The organism is Micromonospora radicis, from assembly GCF_003583405.1.
GTDB lineage: Bacteria > Actinomycetota > Actinomycetes > Mycobacteriales > Micromonosporaceae > Micromonospora > Micromonospora radicis.
Window position 1 is genome coordinate 86,398 of sequence record NZ_QXEC01000015.1, and the last position, 22,984, is coordinate 109,381.

Annotated in this window: 24 protein-coding genes and 2 pseudogenes; 12 read left to right on the forward strand and 14 right to left on the reverse strand. The window is 72.0% G+C overall.

Features of this window, described 5'->3' with window-relative positions; all coding sequences use genetic code 11:
* The first annotated feature begins 205 nt into the window (after window positions 1-205).
* From D2L64_RS27090 to D2L64_RS27595, 3 genes are all read left to right on the forward strand, one after another.
* On the forward strand, window positions 206-958 hold the full coding sequence (locus D2L64_RS27090) for a hypothetical protein (RefSeq protein WP_147376249.1): 753 nt from the start codon (window positions 206-208) through the stop codon (window positions 956-958).
* A 386-nt stretch (window positions 959-1,344) separates the two neighbouring features.
* Complete coding sequence (locus D2L64_RS16845; protein ID WP_233558993.1) at window positions 1,345-2,499, forward strand: glycosyltransferase; 1,155 nt, start codon at window positions 1,345-1,347, stop codon at window positions 2,497-2,499.
* 13 nt (window positions 2,500-2,512) lie between these two features.
* Window positions 2,513-2,653 carry a hypothetical protein gene (locus D2L64_RS27595; RefSeq protein WP_199714575.1) on the forward strand — a complete coding sequence of 47 codons (141 nt, stop codon included), beginning with the start codon at window positions 2,513-2,515 and terminating at the stop codon, window positions 2,651-2,653.
* Between the two features lie 240 nt (window positions 2,654-2,893).
* Here D2L64_RS27595 and D2L64_RS16850 read toward each other — a convergent pair whose 3' ends face one another.
* The 5 genes from D2L64_RS16850 to D2L64_RS16865 form a co-directional block, all read right to left on the reverse strand.
* Window positions 2,894-3,217, reverse strand: coding sequence for a DUF1416 domain-containing protein (locus D2L64_RS16850; RefSeq protein ID WP_119577634.1), 324 nt, complete (start codon window positions 3,215-3,217; stop codon window positions 2,894-2,896).
* 1 nt (window position 3,218) lies between these two features.
* On the reverse strand, window positions 3,219-4,067 hold the full coding sequence (locus tag D2L64_RS16855; protein ID WP_119577636.1) for a sulfurtransferase: 849 nt from the start codon (window positions 4,065-4,067) through the stop codon (window positions 3,219-3,221).
* A gap of 212 nt (window positions 4,068-4,279) precedes the next feature.
* Window positions 4,280-4,408: an Ms5788A family Cys-rich leader peptide gene (locus D2L64_RS28400; RefSeq protein ID WP_325049912.1), complete on the reverse strand. Its 129-nt coding sequence runs from the start codon at window positions 4,406-4,408 to the stop codon at window positions 4,280-4,282.
* A 20-nt stretch (window positions 4,409-4,428) separates the two neighbouring features.
* Window positions 4,429-5,214 (reverse strand): LmeA family phospholipid-binding protein, encoded by a 786-nt coding sequence (locus D2L64_RS16860; protein WP_119577638.1) that lies wholly within the window; start codon window positions 5,212-5,214, stop codon window positions 4,429-4,431.
* A gap of 105 nt (window positions 5,215-5,319) precedes the next feature.
* Window positions 5,320-6,345, reverse strand: coding sequence for a hypothetical protein (locus tag D2L64_RS16865; RefSeq protein WP_119577746.1), 1,026 nt, complete (start codon window positions 6,343-6,345; stop codon window positions 5,320-5,322).
* A gap of 251 nt (window positions 6,346-6,596) precedes the next feature.
* On the opposite strand from D2L64_RS16865, the gene D2L64_RS16870 reads away from it, so the two are divergent.
* From D2L64_RS16870 to mshD, 3 genes are all read left to right on the forward strand, one after another.
* The gene (locus D2L64_RS16870) at window positions 6,597-7,337 is read left to right on the forward strand and encodes a winged helix-turn-helix transcriptional regulator (protein ID WP_119577640.1); all 741 of its coding nucleotides are present in this window, start codon (window positions 6,597-6,599) and stop codon (window positions 7,335-7,337) included.
* 74 nt (window positions 7,338-7,411) lie between these two features.
* Window positions 7,412-8,281 carry a polysaccharide deacetylase family protein gene (locus D2L64_RS16875; protein ID WP_119577642.1) on the forward strand — a complete coding sequence of 290 codons (870 nt, stop codon included), beginning with the start codon at window positions 7,412-7,414 and terminating at the stop codon, window positions 8,279-8,281.
* 105 nt (window positions 8,282-8,386) lie between these two features.
* Window positions 8,387-9,313: a mycothiol synthase gene (gene mshD / locus D2L64_RS16880; RefSeq protein ID WP_119577644.1), complete on the forward strand. Its 927-nt coding sequence runs from the start codon at window positions 8,387-8,389 to the stop codon at window positions 9,311-9,313.
* Window positions 9,314-9,350: 37 nt separating this feature from the next.
* Here the strand turns inward: mshD and D2L64_RS16885 are convergent, their stop codons facing one another.
* Window positions 9,351-10,181, reverse strand: coding sequence for an NUDIX hydrolase (locus tag D2L64_RS16885; RefSeq protein WP_119577646.1), 831 nt, complete (start codon window positions 10,179-10,181; stop codon window positions 9,351-9,353).
* Between the two features lie 100 nt (window positions 10,182-10,281).
* Between D2L64_RS16885 and D2L64_RS16890 the strand changes: the two genes are divergently transcribed.
* On the forward strand, window positions 10,282-11,250 hold the full coding sequence (locus tag D2L64_RS16890; RefSeq protein WP_119577748.1) for a Gfo/Idh/MocA family protein: 969 nt from the start codon (window positions 10,282-10,284) through the stop codon (window positions 11,248-11,250).
* 67 nt (window positions 11,251-11,317) lie between these two features.
* Here D2L64_RS16890 and D2L64_RS16895 read toward each other — a convergent pair whose 3' ends face one another.
* The 4 genes from D2L64_RS16895 to D2L64_RS16910 all read right to left on the reverse strand — a co-directional run bounded on the left by D2L64_RS16895 (window position 11,318) and on the right by D2L64_RS16910 (window position 14,640).
* Window positions 11,318-12,322: an inorganic phosphate transporter gene (locus D2L64_RS16895; protein WP_119577648.1), complete on the reverse strand. Its 1,005-nt coding sequence runs from the start codon at window positions 12,320-12,322 to the stop codon at window positions 11,318-11,320.
* Between the two features lie 4 nt (window positions 12,323-12,326).
* Complete coding sequence (locus D2L64_RS16900) at window positions 12,327-12,953, reverse strand: DUF47 domain-containing protein (RefSeq protein ID WP_119577650.1); 627 nt, start codon at window positions 12,951-12,953, stop codon at window positions 12,327-12,329.
* 131 nt (window positions 12,954-13,084) lie between these two features.
* Window positions 13,085-14,047, reverse strand: a complete 963-nt coding sequence (locus D2L64_RS16905; protein ID WP_119577652.1) for a PPK2 family polyphosphate kinase — start codon at window positions 14,045-14,047, stop codon at window positions 13,085-13,087.
* Window positions 14,048-14,133: 86 nt separating this feature from the next.
* On the reverse strand, window positions 14,134-14,640 hold the full coding sequence (locus D2L64_RS16910; protein WP_119577653.1) for a DUF402 domain-containing protein: 507 nt from the start codon (window positions 14,638-14,640) through the stop codon (window positions 14,134-14,136).
* 136 nt (window positions 14,641-14,776) lie between these two features.
* Here D2L64_RS16910 and D2L64_RS28530 point away from each other — a divergent pair.
* Together D2L64_RS28530 and D2L64_RS28535 are read left to right on the forward strand one after the other, a co-directional pair.
* A pseudogene (locus D2L64_RS28530) lies at window positions 14,777-16,144 on the forward strand (ATP-dependent DNA helicase); the annotation flags it as partial.
* 108 nt (window positions 16,145-16,252) lie between these two features.
* Window positions 16,253-16,930: pseudogene (locus D2L64_RS28535) on the forward strand (ATP-dependent DNA helicase); the annotation flags it as partial.
* Window positions 16,931-16,988: 58 nt separating this feature from the next.
* Here D2L64_RS28535 and D2L64_RS16920 read toward each other — a convergent pair.
* Window positions 16,989-18,287, reverse strand: coding sequence for an AI-2E family transporter (locus D2L64_RS16920; RefSeq protein ID WP_233558994.1), 1,299 nt, complete (start codon window positions 18,285-18,287; stop codon window positions 16,989-16,991).
* Between the two features lie 167 nt (window positions 18,288-18,454).
* Here D2L64_RS16920 and D2L64_RS16925 point away from each other — a divergent pair, with 167 nt between their 5' ends.
* Window positions 18,455-18,793 (forward strand): GroES family chaperonin, encoded by a 339-nt coding sequence (locus tag D2L64_RS16925; protein ID WP_119577659.1) that lies wholly within the window; start codon window positions 18,455-18,457, stop codon window positions 18,791-18,793.
* Window positions 18,794-18,912: 119 nt separating this feature from the next.
* A complete protein-coding gene (locus D2L64_RS27600; protein WP_199714576.1) occupies window positions 18,913-19,080 on the forward strand; it encodes a hypothetical protein in 168 nt (55 codons plus the stop codon).
* Window positions 19,081-19,142: 62 nt separating this feature from the next.
* Here the strand turns inward: D2L64_RS27600 and D2L64_RS16930 are convergent, their stop codons facing one another.
* Together D2L64_RS16930 and D2L64_RS16935 are read right to left on the reverse strand one after the other, a co-directional pair.
* Window positions 19,143-20,630, reverse strand: coding sequence for a PrsW family intramembrane metalloprotease (locus D2L64_RS16930; RefSeq protein ID WP_119577661.1), 1,488 nt, complete (start codon window positions 20,628-20,630; stop codon window positions 19,143-19,145).
* Between the two features lie 28 nt (window positions 20,631-20,658).
* Window positions 20,659-21,915 carry an FUSC family protein gene (locus tag D2L64_RS16935; RefSeq protein ID WP_119577750.1) on the reverse strand — a complete coding sequence of 419 codons (1,257 nt, stop codon included), beginning with the start codon at window positions 21,913-21,915 and terminating at the stop codon, window positions 20,659-20,661.
* 69 nt (window positions 21,916-21,984) lie between these two features.
* Here D2L64_RS16935 and D2L64_RS27605 point away from each other — a divergent pair, with 69 nt between their 5' ends.
* Complete coding sequence (locus D2L64_RS27605) at window positions 21,985-22,644, forward strand: HD domain-containing protein (protein ID WP_199714577.1); 660 nt, start codon at window positions 21,985-21,987, stop codon at window positions 22,642-22,644.
* Here D2L64_RS27605 and D2L64_RS16940 read toward each other — a convergent pair.
* Entirely contained in the window at window positions 22,613-22,954 is a 342-nt protein-coding gene (locus D2L64_RS16940) for a DUF4031 domain-containing protein (RefSeq protein ID WP_199714578.1), read from the reverse strand. The genes D2L64_RS27605 and D2L64_RS16940 overlap by 32 nt on opposite strands.
* Window positions 22,955-22,984: the final 30 nt, after the last annotated feature.

Here is a 22,984-nt window from a genome sequence, read left to right on the forward strand (position 1 = left end):
GCGACTTCGCCGTCAGCGAGAGGGGCAACGATGGGCACGGCCATCGTCAAGACTCCCGAAGAGTTGCGAGAATGGCGTGACCGCCTCCTTGAACGCGTTCACATGTCCAAGGAGACGCTGTACGACCTGGGCCGGAACTTCGAGCTGCGCCCCGACGAACGCGGCGTCTACGAGCTGGTCCGCTCCATCGACTACCTGCTCGGCGATGACGAGAGCTGACGGCGGCACCCACACCGACCTGGTCAGACTGGCAAGCGAGTTCGCGGACAACATCACCACACGGGTTCACAGTGTGGTGATGACCGAGAAGTCGCTTTCGGCGCTGCTGCTTCCGGACCGCAACGGCAGCAGTCGGATCATGGTCGGCATCGTCGAGGGAGACAACTTCGGAACCTTCCCGCTACGCATCGGCGGCCGACACCGACTGGATCTATTGATCAAGTTCAACTGCTGCCTCGACTCGACAGGCAGACATCTGGCAACAGACGCCTCCTGGTTTCATGTCACAGCAAAAGGCGACAAGGCACCCCTCTTCCGTTACGAATACGTACGGCCCTTTCAGCAAGGCGTACCTTCGGCGCACCTACACGTACACGGGCACCGGGATGAGTTTGCATTCGCGATGCAGGTCGGCGACCGCGGGCGACCGAAAGCACGCAAGCGACGGCACGAGGTACCGCGCTTGGCGAAGTTCCACTTCCCCCTCGGCGGCCATCGCTTCCGACCGTGCGTCGAGGATGCGCTTCAGGCGGTGGTCGAAGAGTTCTGCGTCGAGACCAACGATGGATGGCAGGACGCAATAGCCGAAGGACGCGAGCAGTGGCGTCAGCTTCAGCTACTCTCGGCGGTCCGCGACGCGCCGGCGATCGCCGCCAAGGCACTCGAAGATCTTGAGTACAAGGTCGTTCCGCCGACATCCGCCCCTGCGCTCAACGCGAGCAGGCTGCGGGCGTACTGAGACAAGCGCCCTGGCGCACGGCTCGGCGCGGTCGGGGCCGACGAGCCGGAGACGCTCGCATCCTCGACCGGCTTCGCACGCCGTCGTGGCAGCGCCGATCATTCTTCGGCCACAGCTGATCCGACGGGCGCAGAACCGGCTAACAGCACCAGTCGCGGCTACCCGGCCAGCCGCGCTGCGCTCATCCGCGTGCGCGGTTGGCCGCAGCGGTACTCGGCGGTAGGCCGAACGGCTCGATCTGATCACCAGCCTTGGTGAACCACCAATCATCACTTAGCGTCATCAGCACGCCTCAACGCAAGCGGCGCTCACATCCCCTCCTGCCTGCGGATTGGCCCGCCATGCCCGAAGTGCTGCTGACTGCGTCGATTACTGTAAGTTGCGTCGTGCTGCTCCTCATCCTCGGCTCGTTCGGATACGGCTTTCTCCGCCCCGAGGCCGCCGACCGTCCCCGCCACGCGGTCCGACCACCCCGCTACGGGCCGGTACGCCCGGAGCAGGTGGCCATCCTGATCGCCTGCCGCGACGGCGCCGCCACCATCGCCGCGACGGTACGCGCCGCCCGGGCCACCGGTAGCGACGTCTACCTGGTCTCCGACGCCTCCACCGACGGTACGGCCGGGCTCGCCGAGTCGGCCGGGGCCAGCGTCCTGTCCCTGGCCCACAACGTCGGCAAGCCGGCCGCCCTGCACGCCGCGTACGCGAACTTCGACCTCGGTACGCGCTACCGTGCGGTGGCCATCCTCGACGACGACGTGGTGATCGCCCCCGACTTCGTCACCACCGCGCTGGCCAAGCTGGACGACGAGGTCGCCATCGTGGTGGGCCACAACGTCACCTGGTGGCCCCCGCAGCGACGGTGGAACCCGTGGCTGGCCAAGCGGGCGTACAGCTACTGGATGTACCAGGCGGTGATCCGCCGGATCCAGAGCCACTTCAACGTGATGAACTGCATCTCCGGTTCGAACTCCGTCTACCGCACCGAGTTGCTGGACGTGGTGCTGCCCCAGCAGCCGCCGTACATCGTCGACGACACCTACTGGGTGTTGGAGACCCACCGGCGCAACCTCGGCCGGGTCGTCTACGCGCCCCGCGCGCTGGCGCACCTGCAGGATCCGACCAACCTACGGGACTGGTACCGGCAGAACCTGCGCTGGATGTGGGGCACCTTCCAGGGCGTCATCGGCCACCGGGTCGGCCGGCAGGCCAGCCGCTTCGACTACGCGTACGGCCTGCTGATGCTGCACTGGCTGCTGTACGTGGCCGGCGGCCCGCTGACCCTCTGGCTACTCGCCAGCGCCGGCCCCGGGCTGCTGCCCGGACTGCTGTTCATGCTGGCCGGACAGGGGATCTGGGTGACCCTCGCGGCGTGGCGACTACGCCACCCGCAGTTGCCGCTCTTCCTCCCCGTGATCGTCGTCGCCGACCTGCTGTACCGGGTGATCCTGGTGCACGCCCTGGTGAAGGCGATCCGGCAGCCGACGGTCGACCGCTGCGTCTGGGACTCCCCGGCGCGCATCGCCGTGGGCACGACCCGGTGAGGGAGGTGAGAACATGTCCGCGCATCAGGACCTCCCACTGACCGGTGCCTCGACGGCCGCCGTCGGCCTGGTCGGCAGCATCCTGCTGGGCCTCGGTGCCCTGCTGGTGACCGTCGCCGGCTGGGGCGCCAAGACCCGCCGCAAACTCGGCTGATCCCGCCTCCGCCGGCATCCATCGGCGGGGAAACCGCAACGGTACGGCCGCCGGCACGACACCACCGGCGGCCGTCACCAACCCGCCGTCACGGCGAAGTGGCGGCGTGCCGGACGGGAGAAGTCCGCCATCCCACCGAAACCGAGTTGATCAACTTGGCGGCGGGAAGCCGGGAACGGCTCGTGGCCCGCATCCACCGCAGGGCGGGGACACGGGCCACGTGGCCGATCGGAGTGTGGGTCAGTCGGCGACCGTGAGGGTCACCTCGGTGATGCCCCGGCCGGCGGTCACCGCGACGTCCCCGTTGCCGTGCCGGGACAGCGCCCGCAGGGTCCAGGTGCCCGGCGCGGCGAAGAACCGGAACTGGCCGGCGGGAGAGGTCACCACCTCGGCGGTGAACTCACCGGTCGAGTCGAGCAGCCGGACGTACGCGCCCGGCACCGCCTCGCCCTGCCCGGAGTGGACGACGCCGGTGATGACGGTCTCCTTCTCCAGGTCGATGCCGGCGGGCAGCGGGGCGGCCTGGTCCGGGGCCGCGCAACCGGCGGCGGTGGGTGCGGTCATCTCAGGCCTCCCCCGGCTCGTCACCGAGCGCGATCGGCACGCCGATCAGCGAGCCGTACTCGGTCCAGGATCCGTCGTAGTTCTTCACGTTGCGGTGGCCGAGCAGCTCCTGGAGCACGAACCAGCTGTGCGAGGAGCGCTCGCCGATCCGGCAGTACGCGATGGTCTCCTTGCCGTCGTCCAGGCCCGCCTCGCCGTAGAGCTTGCGCAGCTCGTCGTCGGACTTGAAGGTGCCGTCCTCGTTGGCCGCCTTCGACCACGGCACGCTGATCGCGGTCGGGATGTGGCCGCCGCGCTGCGCCTGCTCCTGCGGCAGGTGGGCGGGGGCGAGCAGGCGGCCGGCGTACTCGTCGGGGCTGCGCACGTCGACCAGGTTCTTGGTGCCGATCGCGGCGACGACCTCGTCCCGGAAGGCCCGGATGCTGTTGTCCGGCTCGCTCGCGACGTACTGGGTGGCCGGTCGGGTCACCGCGTCCTTGACCAGCGGCCGGGCGTCCAGCTCCCACTTCTTGCGGCCACCGTCGAGTAGCTTGACGTCACCGTGGCCGTAGAGCTTGAAGTACCAGTACGCGTACGCGGCGAACCAGTTGTTGTTGCCGCCGTAGAGGATGACGGTGTCGTCGTTGCTGATGCCCCGCTCGGACAGCAGCGCCTCGAACTGGGACTTGTTGACGAAGTCCCGGCGGATCGGGTCCTGCAGGTCGGTCTTCCAGTCGAGCTTGATGGCACCGGCGATGTGGCCGGTGTCGTAGGCCGAGGTGTCCTCGTCGACCTCGACGAAGACGACGCCCGGGGCGTCGAGGTTCTTCTCGGCCCAGTCGGCCGAGACGAGTGCGGTGTCGCGACTCATCAGATCACTCCCTGGTGAGGATGGATGGTGAGCCAGCGCGCGGAGGTTGGTGGAGGTCGAGATGTCGCACCACGCGCGGGACCCATAGCTAGGAACGGATCACGGGTTTGTGCGACGGCGCCGCTGCCGGGCGTCCGGTGGGGTGCACCGGGATGTAGGTACGCGAACCCCGAGTGCCGATGGCCGCTAGGCGGCCCGAGACAGCCCCGCCGTCAGATGACGGAGCGACACAGGCAGGTGGCCACGCGGCACAGGTCGACCGCGCGCCGTTTGGTGAGGAGCGTCCCCATGGCAGCGAGCCTAACAGCCATCCCAGATTTCTCCACCGGGCCGACCAGCATCCGGGACGCTGATCCCGAGCTCAGCCGACCGAGTTAATCGGGACGTCCCGCGCGTCGGCGGTCACCGCGAGCCCCTCGGGTCGGGGGACGACCTCGCGGACGGTGAGCTGCAAGGGCAGTTCCGGGAGCGGCACGTCGACCGAGATGCTGCGGGCGAAGTTGTTGAGCAGGGTGCGGGCCAACGGCGCGGCGGGCAGCCCCTCGGCGTTCAGGTCGTCGAAGCGCAGCGCGATCTGGCCCTGGTCACCGACGACGATGTCGGCGGTGCCGGTCACCGTGAGCCGCTGGCCGAGGATGTCCACCGGCGCGGTGACCGCGAGCTGTCCGTCCCGCTCGCCGAGGGTCAGCCCCTCCCGGTCGAGCAGCGCCGCGAGGCTCTGGTAGCTGATGGTGGCGGTGCCGTTGACCGTCTCGGCCACCACGTCGCCCTGACCCGAGCGGAGGGTGTCCAGGGAGGCCCGCACGTTGCGGGCGTCCACGTCGAGGTTGGGCAGGGAGACCACGTCGCCCTGGACCGCGCCCTGCACGTCGCGCATCCTGATCGTGATCCGCTCGTACCGGCCGTCGATCACCTGGGTCAGGAACGGGAAGCCGCCCACCTCGACCTCCGGCGGTGCGGACTGCGCGCCCTGCCGGTTCACCTGCTCGCGGACCTCGTCGGCGATGGTACTGGCGGCCACGCTGGCCGCCACCCGGTCGGCGACCACGAGCAGCCCGGCGAGGACCAGCAGCAGCACTACGAACCCGAACAGCACCTTGCGCCCCCTACGCCGGGGTCGCGGTCCGTACGCCTGCTCGTGGTCCACGCCGCCTCCTGTGCTGTCGTACGCCGGTGTCGCCGACCCGGCGCACCGTTGGTACCCGAAGTCCGGATCACTCAACCACCGCTCGGAAACTGCGGCGGCACCCGGTCAGAGCAGTAGCCGGCACATCACGTACGCGGCCGCTGCCGCCAGCGCGAAGCCGCCGAGCGGCCCCTGCACGTGCCGGGCCGCCCACACGGTCGGCAGTTCGCCCGCCATCAGCCGGCCCGCCTCGGCGTAGCTGACGGCCAGATCGGCCAGCACCGCGACGACCGCCGCGACCAGGCCGAGGATCGCCGCCCGGGTCGGTGTGAACGGGGTGACCAGGTAGCTGCCGAGGAGGGCGCTGACCAGCGTGCCGACCATCGCACCGCCGACCACGCCCACCGCTCCCCGCGGCACCTGTGGCGCGAGCCGGGGCCAGGCGGCGACGGCGTCGGCCACCCGGGCCACGGCGAGCGCGACCCCGCTCGCGGTAAGGCAGACGGCGATGGCCTGGGTACCAGCCGGGAGCCGGCTGAGCACGAGGAGGGTGGCGAAGGCGACCACCCCGAACACGATGGTGGTCGTGGTGCGCAGCGAGTCGGTCACCCGGACCCGGTCGACCCGGCGGACCAACTGGCCGAGCACGGCGACGAGCACCCCGCCGATCGCGACGTAGAACAGCGGGCCCAACCGCGGCTCGGCGGTCCGGATGGCCACCGTGTCGGCCACCAGTGCGGCCACCGCGCCCACTCCGAGCACCACGGCCAGGGCCGGCGGCCGGGTCACCATCGTCCAGGTCAGCACGAACAGCAGCTGCACGGTGAGCACCACGGCGGTGAACGGCAGCCGGTGCCCGGGACTGGCGGAGTGCGCGCCGAGCACCAGGCCGAGGCCGAGCAGCGCGGCGAATCCGCCGATGAGGAGCGAGAGTTGGCGGCGTACCTCGACCGGAGGTTCGGTCTCCTCCTCGTCGACACCGTCGAGCGCGTCGTCGGACCGGCGCGGCGAACCGCCGCGGCGCAGCCGTCGCGGGCCACGCCGTTCGTCGGTGTCCACGGCCGGACCGGAGGGCGGCACCGTACCGTCCGCCGGGGGCGGGTCGTCGGTCCACGGGTCGCGGCCGGTCTCGGGCGAGCTGGAGGGAAACACCCACCGATCGTGCCAGACCGACCGCAAATCGCGGGTCTCCCCGTTTCCACGACGTTAAAACCTGCGCCATGATCAGGGGCAGATGGGGCAAACGGTAAATCACACCCGGGCTCGGCTGGGGCAATCGGTTACGCTCAACCCGAAACCCGCCCGTCAGCGACGCCGGGACCCACGGAAGTTCCCAGCGCACACTCGCATGGAGTGCTGCTGGTCGCGCGCGGCCGCATCGGGCCGCCGGGACGGAGGTAATCGTGGAGATCCTGCTGCTGGTGACCGCACGGGCAGGCGAACCATCCGCAGTACTGCCGGCACTGGACCTGTTGCCGCACTCGGTGCGTACCGCTCCCCGTGACGTCCGCACCCTGGTCGCCGGCCCGAGCCCGGACGCCGTGCTGGTCGACGCCCGCTCCGAGCTGAGCGAGGCCCGGGCGACCTGCCGGATGCTGCACGCCACCGGGCTGGGCGTACCGCTGGTGGCGGTGGTCACCGAGGCCGGCCTGATCGCCTTGAACGCCGACTGGGGCGTCGACGACGTCATCCTCGCCTCCGCCGGCCCGGCCGAGGTCGAGGCCCGGCTGCGGCTCGCGGTCGGCCGGCTCAGTAACGCGACCGCCGGCGCCGGCGGCTCCATCCGGGCCGGCGAGCTGATGATCGACCCGGACACCTACGCCGCGAAGCTCAAGGGCCGCCCGCTCGACCTCACCTACAAGGAGTTCGAGCTGCTGAAGTTCCTCGCCCAGCACCCGGGCCGGGTGTTCACCCGGGACCAGCTGCTGCGCGAGGTCTGGGGGTACGACTACTTCGGCGGCACCCGGACGGTCGACGTGCACGTTCGGCGGCTGCGGGCCAAGCTCGGTTCGGAGTACGAGTCGATGATCGGCACGGTGCGTCAGGTGGGCTACAAGTTCGTCGTACCGTCGTCGCGGTCGGCGCTGGCCGACTCCGCCGAGGCCGTTTCGCTGCCGGTGCGAGCCCTCACCGTCGAGGGGTAATTTCCTATATGCCCCTTTTGGGCAACTCGTGAGTCTTATGGTGACTGCCGAGTTGGCCAGCGGGAGGGGCAGCGGTGGGCGGTTACCACGGGGGCACGGTACGGGTAGTCGGCATCATCACGTTTGTGGTGTCGGCGGTGCTCGGCTCGGCGTACCTGCTCGGCCGGGGCCTGGTGCCCGATCCCCCCGGCAACGGCTCCACCGTCGTCACGGGCGCCGACCATCCGGAGTACGCCGACCAGTCGGCGCCCTCCCCGGCCGAGGCCAGCCCCAGCCACGCCCCCGACCTGCAACCGGGCGGGCCGGACCAGCCCGACGGGCAGACGCAGGATCCGAACTTCGGGCCGATGGGCACCCGGGTCAGCACCGGCACCGGCGAGGTGGCCCTCACCTTCGACGACGGGCCCAACCCGGACTACACCCCGCAGGTTCTCGCGATCCTGCGTCAATACCACGTCACGGCCACCTTCTGCGTGGTCGGCCAGAACGCCCAGGCGTACCCCTGGCTGATCCAGCAGATCGTCGCCGAAGGGCACACGCTGTGCAACCACAGCTGGGACCACGACGTGGCGCTGGGCAGCCGGTCGCCCGACCGGATCCGGGACGACCTGCTGCGCACCAACGCCGCCATTCGGGCGGCGGTGCCCGACGCGCCGATCGCCTGGTACCGGCAGCCCGGCGGCGCCTGGACCTACCCGGTCATCTCCGTCTCCCGCGAGTTGGGCATGACGCCCCTGCACTGGACGCTGGACCCGTCGGATTGGCGGGCCCCCGGCGCGACTCCGATCGCCACGGCGGTGGTCGACGGGGCGCGACCCGGATCGATCGTCCTGCTGCACGATGCCGGCGGCGACCGGCAGGGCACCGTGAACGCGCTGTACCGGATCCTGCCGGAGCTGGCCGGCACGTTCGACCTCCAGGCGCTGCCGCAGCGGGGAATGTGAGCCGGCACCTGTTCCCCCGGCCAGCGCCGATGCCGATACCGTGATGGCGATGAGCGAGCAGAACCCCCGGCCAGCGGCCGACGCGCAGCACCGGCGAGTACCGGCATGAGCAGTACGGAGCCGACCGGCGACCAGGTCAGCCGCGCGAACCGGCTCGGCCCGGCGGAGAGCGCCGACGTTCTCGCCCTGGTCCGGGCGGCCGGCGACGCGGACGGCGCGGACCCGGTCGACGAACACGTCCTGTTCCGCCTCCGCGACGAACAGGCGCCCGCGATCCACCTGCTCGCCCGCGCCGACGACGGAACGCTGACCGGGTACGCGCATCTGGACACCACCGATCCCGCGAACGGCGTCGAGGTGGCGTTGGTGGTGCACCCGGCGTACCGGCGGCGGGGCAGCGGGCGGGCGCTGGCCCGAGGCGTACTCGCCGCCGCCACCGGCCCGCTGCGCGGCTGGGCCCACGGCGACCATCCCTCGGCCGCGGCCCTGGCCGTGGACCTCGGCTTCCGCCGCGCCCGCGTGCTCTGGCAGCTGCGCCGCCCGCTCACCGCACCGTCGTCCGACCCGCGCCTGCCCGACGGGGTGACGCTGCGCGCGTTCCGACCCGGCGAGGACGACGCGGCCTGGCTGGCGTTGAACGCCCGGGCCTTCGCCGACCACCCGGAGCAGGGCCGGTGGACCGCCGACGACCTGCGGGTCCGGCTCGCCGAGCCGTGGTTCGACCCGGCGGGCTTCCTGCTCGCCGTCGAGCCGGCGACCGGTCGGCTGCTCGGCTTCCACTGGACGAAGGTGCACGAGCGCCCCGGCTCGGCCCGCATCGGCGAGGTGTACGTACTCGGCGTGGACCCCTCCGCGCACGGCGGTGGGCTCGGCCGGGCGTTGACCACGGCCGGGCTCGCGTACCTGCGGGAACGGCGTGGACTGGACCGGGTGATGCTCTACGTGGACGAGTCGAACACCGCCGCGGTGGCGCTCTACGAGCGGCTCGGTTTCGCCCGCTGGTCCGCCCACGTGAACTACCAACTCGACTGAACCGGCCGGGCCGGACGCGGGATCCGGTCCGGCCCGGTCAGGGCAGGCGGAACCGGGGCCGATCCGGGTCGGCCAGGTCGAGCCGGGGGGTGATCGGGGTGCTCGCGTCCCGGGCCGTCGCCGCGACGGCCACCGCGGGCAGGTCCGGGTAGCCGGCCACCTCGCCGAGGGTGACCAGGGTGGGCGGCAGCATCTTCAACTCCGCGGCCTCGGCCCGGGCGCAGGCGTCCGCGGGACGGATCCAGAGCGTGTGGTCGGCCTCACCGGAGACGTCCCGGGTGCGCTGCCCCTCGGGCAGCAGGGCCAGGAAGAAGTACGTGTCGAACCGGCGCGGTTCGAACTCCGGGGTCACCCAGCGGCTCCAGGGCAGCAGTAGGTCTGACCGGAGGGTGAGCCCACGTCGGGCGAGCAGTTCGGCGAAACCGGTCCGGTGCTGCTCCAGGTCGGCGCGGGCGGCCTCCCAACCGGCGTCGCTGACGTCCCCGACGATCCGGTCGGCGTCCGGGCCGGCGAGCAGCACCCCGGCCTCCTCGAAGACCTCGCGGGCCGCCGCGCAGACGACCGCCTGCGCGGCGGCCGGTCCCAGCCCGAGCCGGGCCGCCCAGACCGCCGGTTCGGGGCCCGCCCAGTCGACGTGGGTGGTGGAGTCCGACGGGTCGACCCCGCCGCCGGGGAAGGCGTACATGCCGCCGAACGCCATCGCGGCCACCCGGCGGATCAGGTACACCTCGAAGCCGGTACGGGCCGGACGCAGCAGCAGCACGGTGGCGGCCACCCGGGGCACCACGGGCGGGCCGCCGCCGGCCAGGTACCGGCGGGCGTGCTCCACCAGCGCGGGTGGCACCGGGAATCCGCGGTCGATCGTCATGCGCCGAGACTAGTGCGGGCGTGATGTCCCGAAGCCGGCCTGGTCCCGACCCGTGGGTCGACGGTACGGCGCCTTGGTGATCTTCGGTAGCGTCCACGCCATGACTCGTTGGGGCATCCTGGCCACCGGACACATCGCCGCCCGCTTCGCCGAGGACCTCCGGCTGGTGCCGGGGGCCGAACTGGTCGCGGTCGGCTCACGTACCGCCGAGACCGCCGAACGCTTCGCCGAGCGGCACGGCGCGTCCCGGGCGTACGGCTCCTGGGCGGAACTGGCCGCGGACAGCGACCTGGACGTCGTCTACGTCGCCACCCCGCACGCCGCCCACTACGAGGCGGCCCGGACCTGCCTCGCCGCCGGTCGCTCGGTGCTGCTGGAGAAGCCGTTCACCCTCGACCTGGCCACCAGTACCGAACTGGTCGACACCGCCCGCGCCGCCGGGGTCTTCCTGATGGAGGCCATGTGGATGCGCTGCAACCCGCTGATCCTGCGGGTCGGCGAGCTGATCGCGGACGGCGCGATCGGTACGGTGACCAGTCTCCGGGCCGACTTCGGCGTCGCCGGGCCGTTCCCGCCGGAGCACCGGATGCGGGCCCGGGCCCTCGGCGGTGGCGCGCTGCTGGACCTGGGGATCTATCCGGTGAGCCTGGCGCACCTGCTGCTCGGCGTACCGCAGCAGGTGCGGTCGTGGGCCAAACTCGGCCCGGAGGGTACGGATGAGAACACCGGCCTGGTCTTCGGGTACGACTCGGGGGCGGTGGCCACGCTGAGCTGCGGCATGGTGGGCGCCACCGGGCTCACCGCCTCGGTCACCGGTACCACCGGGCGGATCGACCTGCCCGAGCCGTTCTTCCGGCCGGGCTCGTTCACCCTGCACCGGGCCGACGCGGAGCCGGAGACGGTCACCGCCGAGCTGGTCGGTTCGGGCTACCAGTACGAGGCGATCGAGGTGCAGCGCTGCCTGGCCGAGGGGCTGACCGAGAGTCCCCGGGTGCCGCATTCGGCCACCCTGGAGATCATGGCGCTGCTCGACGAGATCCGCGCCCAGATCGGCGTCTCGTACCTCTGAGTCGCCGTCGTAGACAAGGACCCCCGGCACGACGCCTCGCGTCGTACCGGGGGCCGTTGCTCACCCCTCAGCCGAAGAGGGGGCGGACCACGAAGTACATCAGGGCGCCGATCGAGCCGGCGGCCGGGAACGTCAGGATCCAGGCGCCGACGATGTTGCCGGCCACCCCCCACCGCACGGCGGAGAGCCGCTTGGTGGCACCGACACCCATGATCGCCGAGGTGATCGTGTGGGTGGTCGAGATCGGGGCGCCGAGGACCAGCGCGTTGAAGTAGAGCACGCCGCTGGCCACGGTCTCGGCCGCGAAGCCCTCCGGCGGACGCAGGTCGATGATCTTCCGGCCGAGGGTACGGATGATCCGCCAACCACCGGCGTAGGTGCCCGCTGCGAGCACCGCGGCAGAGGTCCAGAACGCCCACTCCGGGATGTAGGTGGCGTCCTCCTGGTAGCCGCCGACGAAGAGGGCGAGGACCACGATGCCGATGGTCTTGGCCGCGTCCTGCATGCCGTGGCCGACCGACATGGCCGCGGCCGAGGCGGTCTGGGCCCAGCGGAAGCCCCGGTTCAGCTTGCCCGGCTGCCCGTTCCGGAAGATCCACTGAACCGCGATCATCACGATGTAGCCGAGCACGAAACCGACCATCGGCGACAGGATCATCGGAATGATCACGCTCTCGCCGATGCCGGTCCAGAGCACGGTGCCGGAGGCGGCGACGGTCGAGCCGACCAGGCCGCCGATCAGGGCATGCGAGGACGACGAGGGCAGCCCGAAGTACCAGGTGATGATGTTCCAGGTGATCGCGCCGATCACCCCGGCGAAGACGATGCCGAGGCTGGACACGCCCGGCGGCAGTTCGACCAGGCCGCTGCCGACGGTCTTGGCCACCTCGGCGCCGAAGTGGGCGCCGATGAAGTTGCCGACCGCGGCCATGGCCAGGGCGACCCGGGGTGTGAGCGCCCGGGTGGAGATGCTGGTCGCGATCGCGTTGGCGGCGTCGTGGAAGCCGTTGGTGTAGTCGAACACCAGGGCCACCCCGATCACCGCCAACACGGCGATGAGCTCGGGACTCACAGGATCAGGACTCCTTGACCGCGATGGTCTCGACGGTGTTGGCCACGTGCTCGAAGGCGTCGCAGGCGGCTTCCAACTCGTCGGCGACCTCCTTCATCTTCAGCACGGTCAACGCGTCGTACTCACCGGAGAAGAGCCGGACCAGCAGCATCCGGTACGCCTGGTCGCCGTCGTTCTCCAGCCGGTTGATCTCGATCCAGTAGTCCTCGAGATCCTTCATCGACTTCAGCCGGGGCATCGCCTCGGCGGTCAGTCGCGCCTGCTGGTCCAACACGTGCACCAGCTCGTGCATCTCGCGGGGCAGCGACGGCAGCTTGGTCAGCCCGTAGAGGTAGAGCAGGTTGCCCACCGCCTCCAGGTGGTCCATCACGTCGTCCAGCAGCGAGCCGAGACGGTAGATGTCCTCCCGGTCGAAGGGGGTGACGAAGGTCGAGTTGATCTTCTTGAACAGGTCGTGGGTGATCTGGTCGCTGTCGTGTTCGACCTCGGTCAGCCGCTCACTGATCGACTGCACCTCGACGTCGGGCAGGGCGAGCTCGTTCAGCAGCTCGGTACCCCGGACCAGGTTCTGCGCGGCCCTGGTGAAGAGCTCGTAGAAGGCGCCCTCGTTGGGGCGGAAGGAAAACCTCACAGCACGGACCTCGTCGTGTCGGTGGAAGGGGTGTCAGCGCGCTGTCCGGCGCCCTGCTGAGGGAATGCTAGGGAACCCCCGGACCGACGATTCGGCGGCCCACCCCTGGCCAGGTGTCATTCACCGCTCGTTCAACTTCTGTTCACCTTCACCGGCCCCGCTGTCCCCAGCAGTCGCTCTCGTTCCCGGGCGATGTCGAAATCGGCCGGTGGATACCCGAGAGCGAGAGTGTCGAACGTCTCACGCAGCAGGTGCGCCACCGCCCAGTCCCGGTACCACTTGCGGTCCGCCGGCACCACGTACCAGGGCGCGACGTCCGTGCCGGAGCGACCGAGCAGGTCACCGTACGCGACCTGGTAGTCGTCCCAGCGGGCACGGGCGTCGACGTCGGACGGGTGGTACTTCCAGTGCTTCGTCGGGTCGTCCAGCCGGGCCAGCAACCGCCGGGCCTGCTCACCGTACGAGATGTGCAGGAAGACCTTGACCAGCCGCACCCCGGCGCCGGTCAGCTCCCGCTCGAAGTCCTCGATCTCGGCGTACCGGGGCCGCCAGACCTGCTCCGGCGCCTCGGCCTGCACCCGGGGCACCAGGATGTCCTCGTAGTGCGAACGGTTGAAGACACCGAGGCAGCCCGGCGGCGGGAGGGCGCGCCGGATCCGCCACAGGAAGTGGTGCTCCAGTTCCTCGGCGCTCGGCGGACCGAACGACCGGATGTGCACGCCGAGCGGGTTCATCGCGCCGACCACCCGCTTGATCGTCCCGTCCTTGCCGCCGCAGTCCATCGCCTGGAGCACCAACAACACCCGCTGCCCGGCCGTCGGGTCGGCCTTCGCCCCGGCGAACAGCATCTCCTGTTGGCGGGCCAACCCGGCACCGACCAGTTCCACCTGCCGGCGCGCCCAGCCCTTGCGCTGCGGCCCGGTCAGCCGCGCGTCCGGGAGTCCGGGGGTGGACCGGGGGTCGACCGCCGCGAGGTCGACCGCCGCCCCGGGCGCCACCCTCAGCAGCTCGCGTACCGGGCCGCCGACCGGCTGAGCAACCTCCCCAGGGCCGCCGACCGGCGACACCCGAGCCTGTCCAGCGTCGTGCTCCATCGGTGCATCATCACCCGCCACGCGCCGCCGCGCTGGACTCGGCGCCCGGGACGGCGCGAACGGCCGGATCAGACCACCGGCCCGGTTCAGACCACCAGGGCGAGCCACTTGCGGTACGAGGTGGCGAAGGGTTCGGTGCCGTCGCCGAGCGCACCGAGCAGCCAGCGCGCCGCCGCCTCGGCCTCGACCACCAGATCGTCCGGGTAGCCGTACCGGGCCCGGTGCTCGGCGAACTCGTCCTCGTCCCGCAACTCGACCAGCCCGGTCTCCCGACGACGAACCACGTCCAGATCCAGGTCGATCAGGTGCACGGTGTCCGCACCCTCCCACCGGGCCGGGCTGGCGATGTCGCAGTAGACCTCGCTGGTGCGCGGCGGAGGGTTGAACATGCCGGTCCACCAGGCGTGGTGTGGCACCAGCAACACGAAGGGGATCTGCTCCACCGAAGGCCGTCCGTGGTAGACGGAGCTGGTGCCGGCCGGTACACCGAGCCAGACACCGAGGTCGTCCTCGGCCAGCCGACGGGCCGGGTAGTCGCGGTGGGCGCTGCCGTCGTACTTGCGGTAGATCACACGGACCACGTCGCTCGGCATGAGTCGCACCCTAGCCGATTCCGCCCATCCGCCGCCGTCAGGAAGTTACCGGACGGCGGGGACGGTATCTCGCGGTGTCACCGCAACACGGCCGATCGGTGCGGCCGGCGTCGGCCCCGGCGGGTACCGTGCCACGGTGACCCCGCCCCGCAGCGCCACCGGCTCCACCCCGACCCGCGCCAAGGTCCGGCGGCGGGGTGACCGGCCCAGCGGAGCCGAGCTGTTGGGCGCCGCGGTCGGTGCGGTTCCCGGCGGCGCCGAGCGCCCCGGCCAGCAGCAGATGGCCACGGCGATCGAGGAGTGCGTGGCCGCCCGCGAGCACCTGCTGGTGCAGGCGGGCACCGGCACCGGCAAGTCGCTGGCGTACCTCGCCCCGGCGCTCACCGTCGACGGGCCGGTGGTGGTCTCCACCGCCACCCTGGCGTTGCAGTCGCAGCTGGTCGAGCACGACCTGCCCCGGCTGGCCGACGCCGTCGAGCCGCTGCTCGGGCGGCGACCGACGTTCGCTGTGCTCAAGGGCCGGCACCACTACCTGTGCCTGGCCCGGTTGGAGAACTCCTCGGAGGACGAACCGACCGACACCCTCTTCGACGCACCGGCCGAGCGGCCCGGTGGCGGCACCCGGTGGCTCGGCGAGGCGGGCCGGCTCGGCAAGCAGATCCAACGCCTGCGGGACTGGGCGCTGGAGACCGACACCGGTGACCGCGACGAGCTGGATCCGGGCGTCGACGACCAGGCCTGGCGGTTGGTCTCGATGCCCGCCCGGGAGTGCGTGGGCGCGGCCCGCTGCCCGTACGGCGCGGAGTGCTTCGCGGAGGCGTCCCGGGCGCGGGCCCGCGAGGCGGACATCGTGGTGACCAACCACAGCCTGCTCGCGGTCGACATGCTCGCCGGGCGGCACATCGTCCCGCCGCACAAGCTGCTCGTCGTGGACGAGGCGCACGAACTGGCCGACCGGGTCTCCTCGGCGGCACAGGCGGAACTCACCCCGGAGTTGATCGACCGGTCCGCCCGCCGGGCCCGGCCGTTGCTGCGCCCGGAGACGGCCGAGGCGCTGACCGCGGCCGGTGACGCCCTCGCGGTCGGGCTGGCCGAGGCCCCCGTCGGGCGGATCACCAGTGGCCTGCCCGCTCCGTTGCGGGAGTCGTGCACGCTGCTCGACGCCGCGACCCGCGCGGCGCTGGACGGCATCGGCGACATCAAGGCCGACGATCCCGACCCGGTCCGCAAGCAGCAGGCCAAGGCGGTCCTCGACGAACTCTCCAGCACCGCCCAGCGGCTGTTGGAGGAGGCGGAGCACGACGTGGCCTGGGTGGACCGCAACGACGCCAGCGGGCGACGGGCCCTGGTGGTGGCACCGCTCTCGGTCGCCGGCACCCTCGCCACCCACCTGTACGACGAGCGGACGGTGGTCGCCACCTCGGCCACCCTGGCGCTGGGCGGCCGCTTCGACACGGTGGCCCGGGCCCTGGGCCTGGAGGCGCCGACGCCCACCCCGCCGTCGCCGGCCGCCGCCGCCCTCGCCGCCGCCAGCGAGCGGCCCGGCCGAGCCGTCGGTGGTGACGCCCCCGCCGCGACCGCCGGCGCCGACCACGGTGTCCGGGCCGGCGAGTCCGGGCCGGGTTGGCGTTCCCTGGACGTCGGTTCCCCGTTCGACTACCCGCGCCAGGGCATCCTCTACGTGGCCGCGCACCTGCCCCGTCCCAGCGTCTCCGGGCTGCCCGACGCGGCCGGCGAGGAACTGCTCGAACTGGTCACCGCGCTCGGCGGTCGTACCCTCGGGTTGTTCTCCTCCCGGCGGGCCGCCACCCAGGCCGCCGAGCTGTTGCGGGCGCGCACCGACCTGCCCGTTCTCCTGCAGGGCGAGGAGGCGCTGCCGCTGCTGGTACGCCGCTTCCGCGAGGACCGGTCGAGCTGCCTGTTCGGCGTGATGTCCCTGTGGCAGGGGGTGGACGTGCCGGGCGACTCCTGCCAGCTCGTCGTCATCGACCGGCTGCCCTTCCCGCGGCCGGACGAGCCACTCGCCGCCGCGCGGGCCGCGGCCGTCGACGCGAACGGCGGCTCGGGGTTCGCCGCCGTCAGCGTGCCCATCGCCGCGGTCCGGCTGGCCCAGGGCGTCGGCCGCCTGATCCGCGCCACCGGTGACCGTGGTGTGGTGGCCGTGCTCGACTCCCGGCTGGAGTCCGCCCGCGGCTACGGCCCCTTCCTGCGCCGCTCGCTCCCACCGTTCTGGTACACCACCCGTCCCGAGGTGGTCCGGGGTGCGCTGACCCGGCTCGCCGACACCTGAGGCGCACCGTCCCTGCTCGCGGGCACCGGTCGGTCGTCGCCCCGGGCGGCGGGGTGGGTCAGGGGGCGCGCGAGGCTACGACGACCGCGTCGGGTGGGGTGTCCGGCACGGTGCGGGCGGCAAGCCGACGCACCGCGGTGTTCAGCACCGCGATCAGTGGGACGGCGACCAACGCGCCGGTGATCCCGGCGAGCACCACACCGGCCGCCAGACCGATGATCACGGCGAGCGGGTGGATGGCCACCGCCCGGCCCATGATCAGCGGTTGCAGGATGTGCCCCTCGACCTGCTGCACCCCGATCACCACACCGAGGATGATCAATGCGGTCACCGGACCGCTGTCGACGAGCGCCACCAGTACGGCCACGCCGCCGGAGAGCGTCGCACCGACGATCGGGATGAACGCGCCGAGGAAGACCAGGGCGGCGAGCGGGAAGGCGAACGGGATATCGAAGATGACCAGGAAGATGCCGATGCCCACCGCGTCGATGAACGCGACCAGCACCGTCGCCCGTACGTAGGCGACCAGGGTGGCCCAGGAGGCGCGGCCGGCGTCGTCGACCTTCCACCGCGCGGCCACCGGCAGCAACCGGACCAGGAACCGCCAGATCATGTTGCCGTCACGCAGGAAGAAGAACGCCGCGAAGAGCACCAGCACCGTGCCGGTCAGAACCTCGGCCAGGGTCGTCGCGGTGGAGAGGGCGCCGCTGGTGAACCTCTCGTTGTTGTTGTTGACCCACTGCTGTGCCTCTTCGAGGTAGCGGTTGAGGTCGTTGTCCGACAGGTGCAGCGGGCCGGTCTGCAGCCAGTCCTGGATCTGCTGGATGCCCTGGGTCGACTTGGCGGCCAGTTCCGGCACGCCCTTGATGAACTCGTTCACCACCAGGGTGAGCGTGCCGATGACCGCGGCCAGGCCACCGACCAGCACCACAGCGGTCGCCAGCGATCGCGGCAGCCGGGCCCGCAGCAGCCAGCCCACGGCCGGCGCCAGCAGGGCCGAGAGCAGCAGCGCCACGGCGAGCGGGATGACCACGATGCTGATCGTGCTGACCAGCTTGACCAGGGCCCAGAACACCACCCCGACGACGATCAGCCGCCACGACCAGGCGGCGGCGATGCGCAGCGCGTGCGGCACGTCGGCGTCGTCGCGGCTGCTGGTCGAGTTGTGCAGGGCGGTCGGAGGCTCCGCGCCGACCACCGTCGCGCCGGGTGGCGCCGCCGGTCCCGGTGACACCGGCGAGGCCGCCCTGGCCGGCTCGGGTACGTCGGCCGGGGTGTCCCGCCCGGCGCGGGCCGACTCCCGTCCCGACTCGTACGCGCGACGCAGCCGCCGGCGTATCCGCTCGAATCGGCTCAAGGGCACCTCCCGGCGAGATTGGGCCCGCGTACTGCGTCAGGTCGGACAGGATACGCCCGGAGCGCTCGACGCTGGGGCCGCTTCCGCCATACATTGCCCCGCCGGGTGCTCCGGTGAACCGGTGACCACCGGCGGAAGGCCGGAAACGACACGGTAGCGTCTGCGGCGTGACAGCCGACGAGAATCTTGACGCCGGCCTGCCCATCCGGCTGCTACACGACCGTGTCCTGGTCCGGATGGAGGGCAGCGACGGTGAGCGCCGTTCCACCGCCGGCATCGTGATCCCGGCCACGGCCGCCGTGGGCAAGCGCCTCGCCTGGGCCACCGCGGTGGGAGTCGGGCCGAACGTACGCTCCATCGTCTCCGGCGACCGGGTGCTCTTCGACCCCGACGATCGCTCCGAGGTCGAGTTGCACGGCCGGGGATTCGTGCTGCTGCGCGAACGCGACGTACACGCGGTGGCCGCCGAGCGGGTCGAGGAGGACGCCACCGGGCTGTACCTGTGAGCCCGACGCGCCGCCGTCCCCTCCCGTACGGTCACACCTTCCCGCGCTGACGCCGTCGGCGTCGTTTGCCGCGCTCCCCGACGGGAAGCCAGCCGCACCACCGGCCCTGGGGAGGGACGATGCCGGTATTCGTGAAGAAGGTGCTGGCCTGGGGAAGCCTCGCGTTCCTGATCTACTTCATGGCGTTCCGGCCGGAGGGCGCGGCGCAGCTGTTCAAGGGGATCGGGACGGCCCTGATGATGATGGCCCAGGGCCTCGGCGACTTCCTCACCAGCCTGATGACCTGAGCGGCCGCGCCCGCTCCTCGGTGACGGGCCCCGCCCCGAGCCGCGGGGCGCGGCGTGACCGGTCAGTGTCGTGGTGGCCAGGGGGCCGCCGGGCCGGGGCCGTACCAGCCGGGACCGTGACCGGCGTGGTACGCCGGGGGCGGGGGCGCGGGTGGTGGGGCGAGGACGACCGGGATCGGCACCACGGGCTCGTCGGGCGCCTCGACCGCGCGCTGCGACCCGTCCGGGAAGCGCAGGTGGTAGCGCTGCCCGTCCCAGACACCGACCGGGGTCTGCGGGTCGCGGCCGACGAAGAACGACCGGTACGCGCTGATCGAGCGCAGCAGTTCCTGTTCCTCCCGGGCCGTCCGTTCCCGGTCGACCGGCCGGCGGTCCAGGCCGCGCTGCGCGCCGTCGCGCAGCAGTGCGAGCCGGGTCGCCGCGAACTGGTAACCCCGCATCGCCCGTAGCCCGGCGTCACCGGCGACCCGCCGGGCCCAGACCCGGGCCGCGTGCCGTCGGCCGAGACTGCTGAGCGCGGCCACCTCCGGCGGGGTGAGCCAGCCGGCCCGCACGTAGTCCGGCAGGATCCGCTCGGTGAGACGCCCCTCCCAGGCCCGCAGCCACACCGCCAGGCTGACCACGCCGAAGAAGATCGGCACCATCACGCCGACGAACCCGAAGAGCGAGATCAGGATCTCGCCGGTGGCCTGGGTCAGCGTCGGGATCAGGTTCCACGCCCCGTGCAGCATCATCGCCAGCAGCAGACCGGCGATCGGGGCGAGCACCCGGACCCGACGGTCGGCCGTCCGCGCGGCGATGCCCAGGCCCACACCGGTCATCGCGGTGAACAACGGATGGGCGAACCCGAACAGCAGGATCCGGACGATGAAGATGGCGATCACCTGCTGCGCGCCGGTGGCCGGGCCGTACTGCTCGACGCCCGAGGCGTAGCCGTACCCGCCGAGGTAGAGGATGTTCTCCACCATCGCGAAACCGATCGCGGACAACCCGCAGTAGACCAGGCCGTCGGTGATGCCCGACCACTCCCGGCGCCGGAAGAGCAGCAGCAGGATCGGGCCGAGTGCCTTGGTCAGTTCCTCGATGAAGGGCGCCACCAGTACCGCGGTGAGCGCCTCGGGCAGGCCCTGGGAGTCGAACCACTTGGCGGCGGTCTCGTTGACCGTCAGCGACGCCGCGGTGGAGACGAAGGCACCCCAGGCGAAGCAGAAGATCAGGTACTTCAACGGTTCGGGTTCGTACCGGTCGAGCCAGAGGAAGCAGGCCACCAACACCGGGACCGGCAGGATCGCGGCGGCGGTGCCGATCAGCAGCGCCTCGGGGCCGAGGTTGATGCCGAGCGTGAAGAGCATGAAGATCGCGCAGGCGGCGATCAGCAGGATCACCCCGACGAGCACCAGGGCCCGCAGCCAGCTGAGCCGGCGGCGCGGCATGCCGGGCCCGGCGGGCGGCGCGGCGGGCACGGGAGGCGACGGCGGCAGCGTTCCGCCGGGCGGGGTGTCGGCCATGCGGTCAGCGTAGTCATCTCCGGCACGGCGGGCCGGGCGCATCGACCGCACCGGCCGCCACCTGCGATGTTCAGCCGACCGGGGGCGCGGTCGGCGGTTTCGCCGCCGGTTCCGGTCCGGCCGGCGCGCCGGGCCGGTCCAACTCGCCGAACGACTGCCGAACCAGCCGGTTCGCCTCCTCCTGGCTGATTCCGGAGGCCACCATGAGGTCGCTCGCGGTGGTACGCACCTGGGCCACCACCACGCTGCCGGAGAACCCCACCCCCTCCGCGTACGCCCGACCGGCCTCGCTGACCGCGCGCAGTGCGCGTTCCCGGGCCTGCTCGGGCTCCTCGCCCTGGGCGAACTCCCGTTTCAACAGCCGTACCGCCTCGGCGAGATGGGCCACCGCGTCCGGCATGGGCGCCGGCACCGGCTCGTCGTCCTCGACCAGGGTGACGCCACGCCGGATCAACGTGCCGCTGTTGCGCATCGCCCGGTCGATCGGGTCGGCCGCCTCCGCGTAGTGGGTGAGTTCGCTGCGCCGGTGCCAGCGGGCCGGGGAGAGCAGCGCGGTCTCCTTGGCGCCCTCGATCGCCTCGGTGAGGGTGGCCAGTTCCTCCTTGTTGTTGCGCAGTCGGTCCAGCGCCGTCTGGATCTTCTCCCGGTCCCGTTCGCGCAGTCCGTCGGCGGTGACGTCGAGTTGCTCGGCGAGCAGGTCCAGGGCGGGGCGGGCGGCCCGGTTGAGCACCCGCAGCGGGTTGAGCGGCAACAGGATCGCGGTGACCAGCAGCGCGATGCTGCCGCCGACGAACGCGTCGACGAACCGCGGGATCTCCAGATGCTCCACCGAGGGACTGAGGGTCACGATCAGCACCGCGGTCGCCGCGGCCTGGATGACGATGGCGACGCTGCCACCGGCGAAGATGGTCAGCAGGATGGCGGAGGTGACGACCAGCCCGAGCTGCCAGGGGCCGGTGCCGAGGAGGTAGACCAGGAGGTCGCCGACGGCCACCCCGACCGCCACGCCGATGATCAGTTCCACGGTACGGCGGAAGCGCTGCCCGACCGAGACGGCGAGGGTGCCCACGGCGGAGATCGGGGCGAAGACCGGCTGCGGGTTGCCGAGTATCTCGTGCGCGGCCACCCAGGACAGGCCAGCCGCGAGACCCGCCTGCACGGCGAGGCCGAGCGCCATCCGGACCCGGTGGAGCCGGTCGTGCAGGGTGGCCTTGCTCCGCTGGTGCAGTTGTGCCACCGTCTCGGCGATCCGCGCCGTGTCCACGTCAGACAGGCCTTCTCGGTCACGACGCAGCCAGCCAAGTCGTCGGTCCCGGGCCACCGCCATGGCCGCGACTACCCACCACGGCCCGGGACATTCCTCCCACACCGGTCGCGGGTGCGGCAGACTGGCCGGGTGGCGGAGCTGATCGAACGGTGGCGGGCAGCCGCCCGATCCGCCGGGGCCAGTGACCCGGTGGCGGTCGGGGCCGCCGGGGCCGACCTGCTCGAACGGTGGCGGGAACCGCACCGGCACTACCACACCGTGGCCCACCTGACCGCCGTGCTGGACATCGTCGACCGGTACGCCTCGTCGGCGCCGCAGCCGGATCTGGTCCGGCTCGCGGCCTGGTGCCACGACGCGGTGTACGACCCGCGAGCGGCGGGCGACCGGAACGAACGCGACAGCGCGGCGCTCGCCGAGGTGCTGCTCACCCGTGCCGGGCTGCCCGACGCCGAGGTGGCCGAGGTACGCCGGCTGGTCCTGCTCACCGCCGGCCATCAGGTCCCGACGGCGGACGGCGACGGGGTGCTGCTCTGCGACGCCGACCTGGCCGTGCTGGCCGCGCCCGAGCCGACGTACGACGGCTACGCGGCCGCGATCCGGCGGGAGTACGCCCACGTGCCGGAGCCCGACTACCGGATCGGCCGGGCCCGGGTGCTCACCGGCCTGCTCGCCCTCCCCCACCTGTTCCGGCTGCCCACCCTGGCCGCCCGCTGGGAGCCGCGCGCCCGCGCCAACCTGGCCCGTGAGCTGGCCACCCTCACCGGCCCGGCGGGATCGGCCCGGCCGTGAGGTCGAGGGCCGCCGTCCCGTCCGGCTGACCGGCGCGGGGCGGGGTCACCCGGTGGAGGTGCTTGGGGCGGCGGAGACCGGCGGCGCGCAGCAGCCGGACCAGGTCACGGCTGGACAGCACCTGAGCGCCCAACCAGACCGCCATGGCGAACCGGTCGGCCGGGATGTCGTAGTGGTCGCGGTCGAAGCCACGCCGGGGCGCGCCCAGCGTCTCGGCGAAGACGTGCAGTTCGGCGAGGGAGACGTCGCTGATCAGGTGCGACCAGAGGCGGCCCCGCGCCGGCCAGGCCGGCCGGTCGACGTAGATCACGGCAGTCACGGTACCCGGACGCCCGCGCGG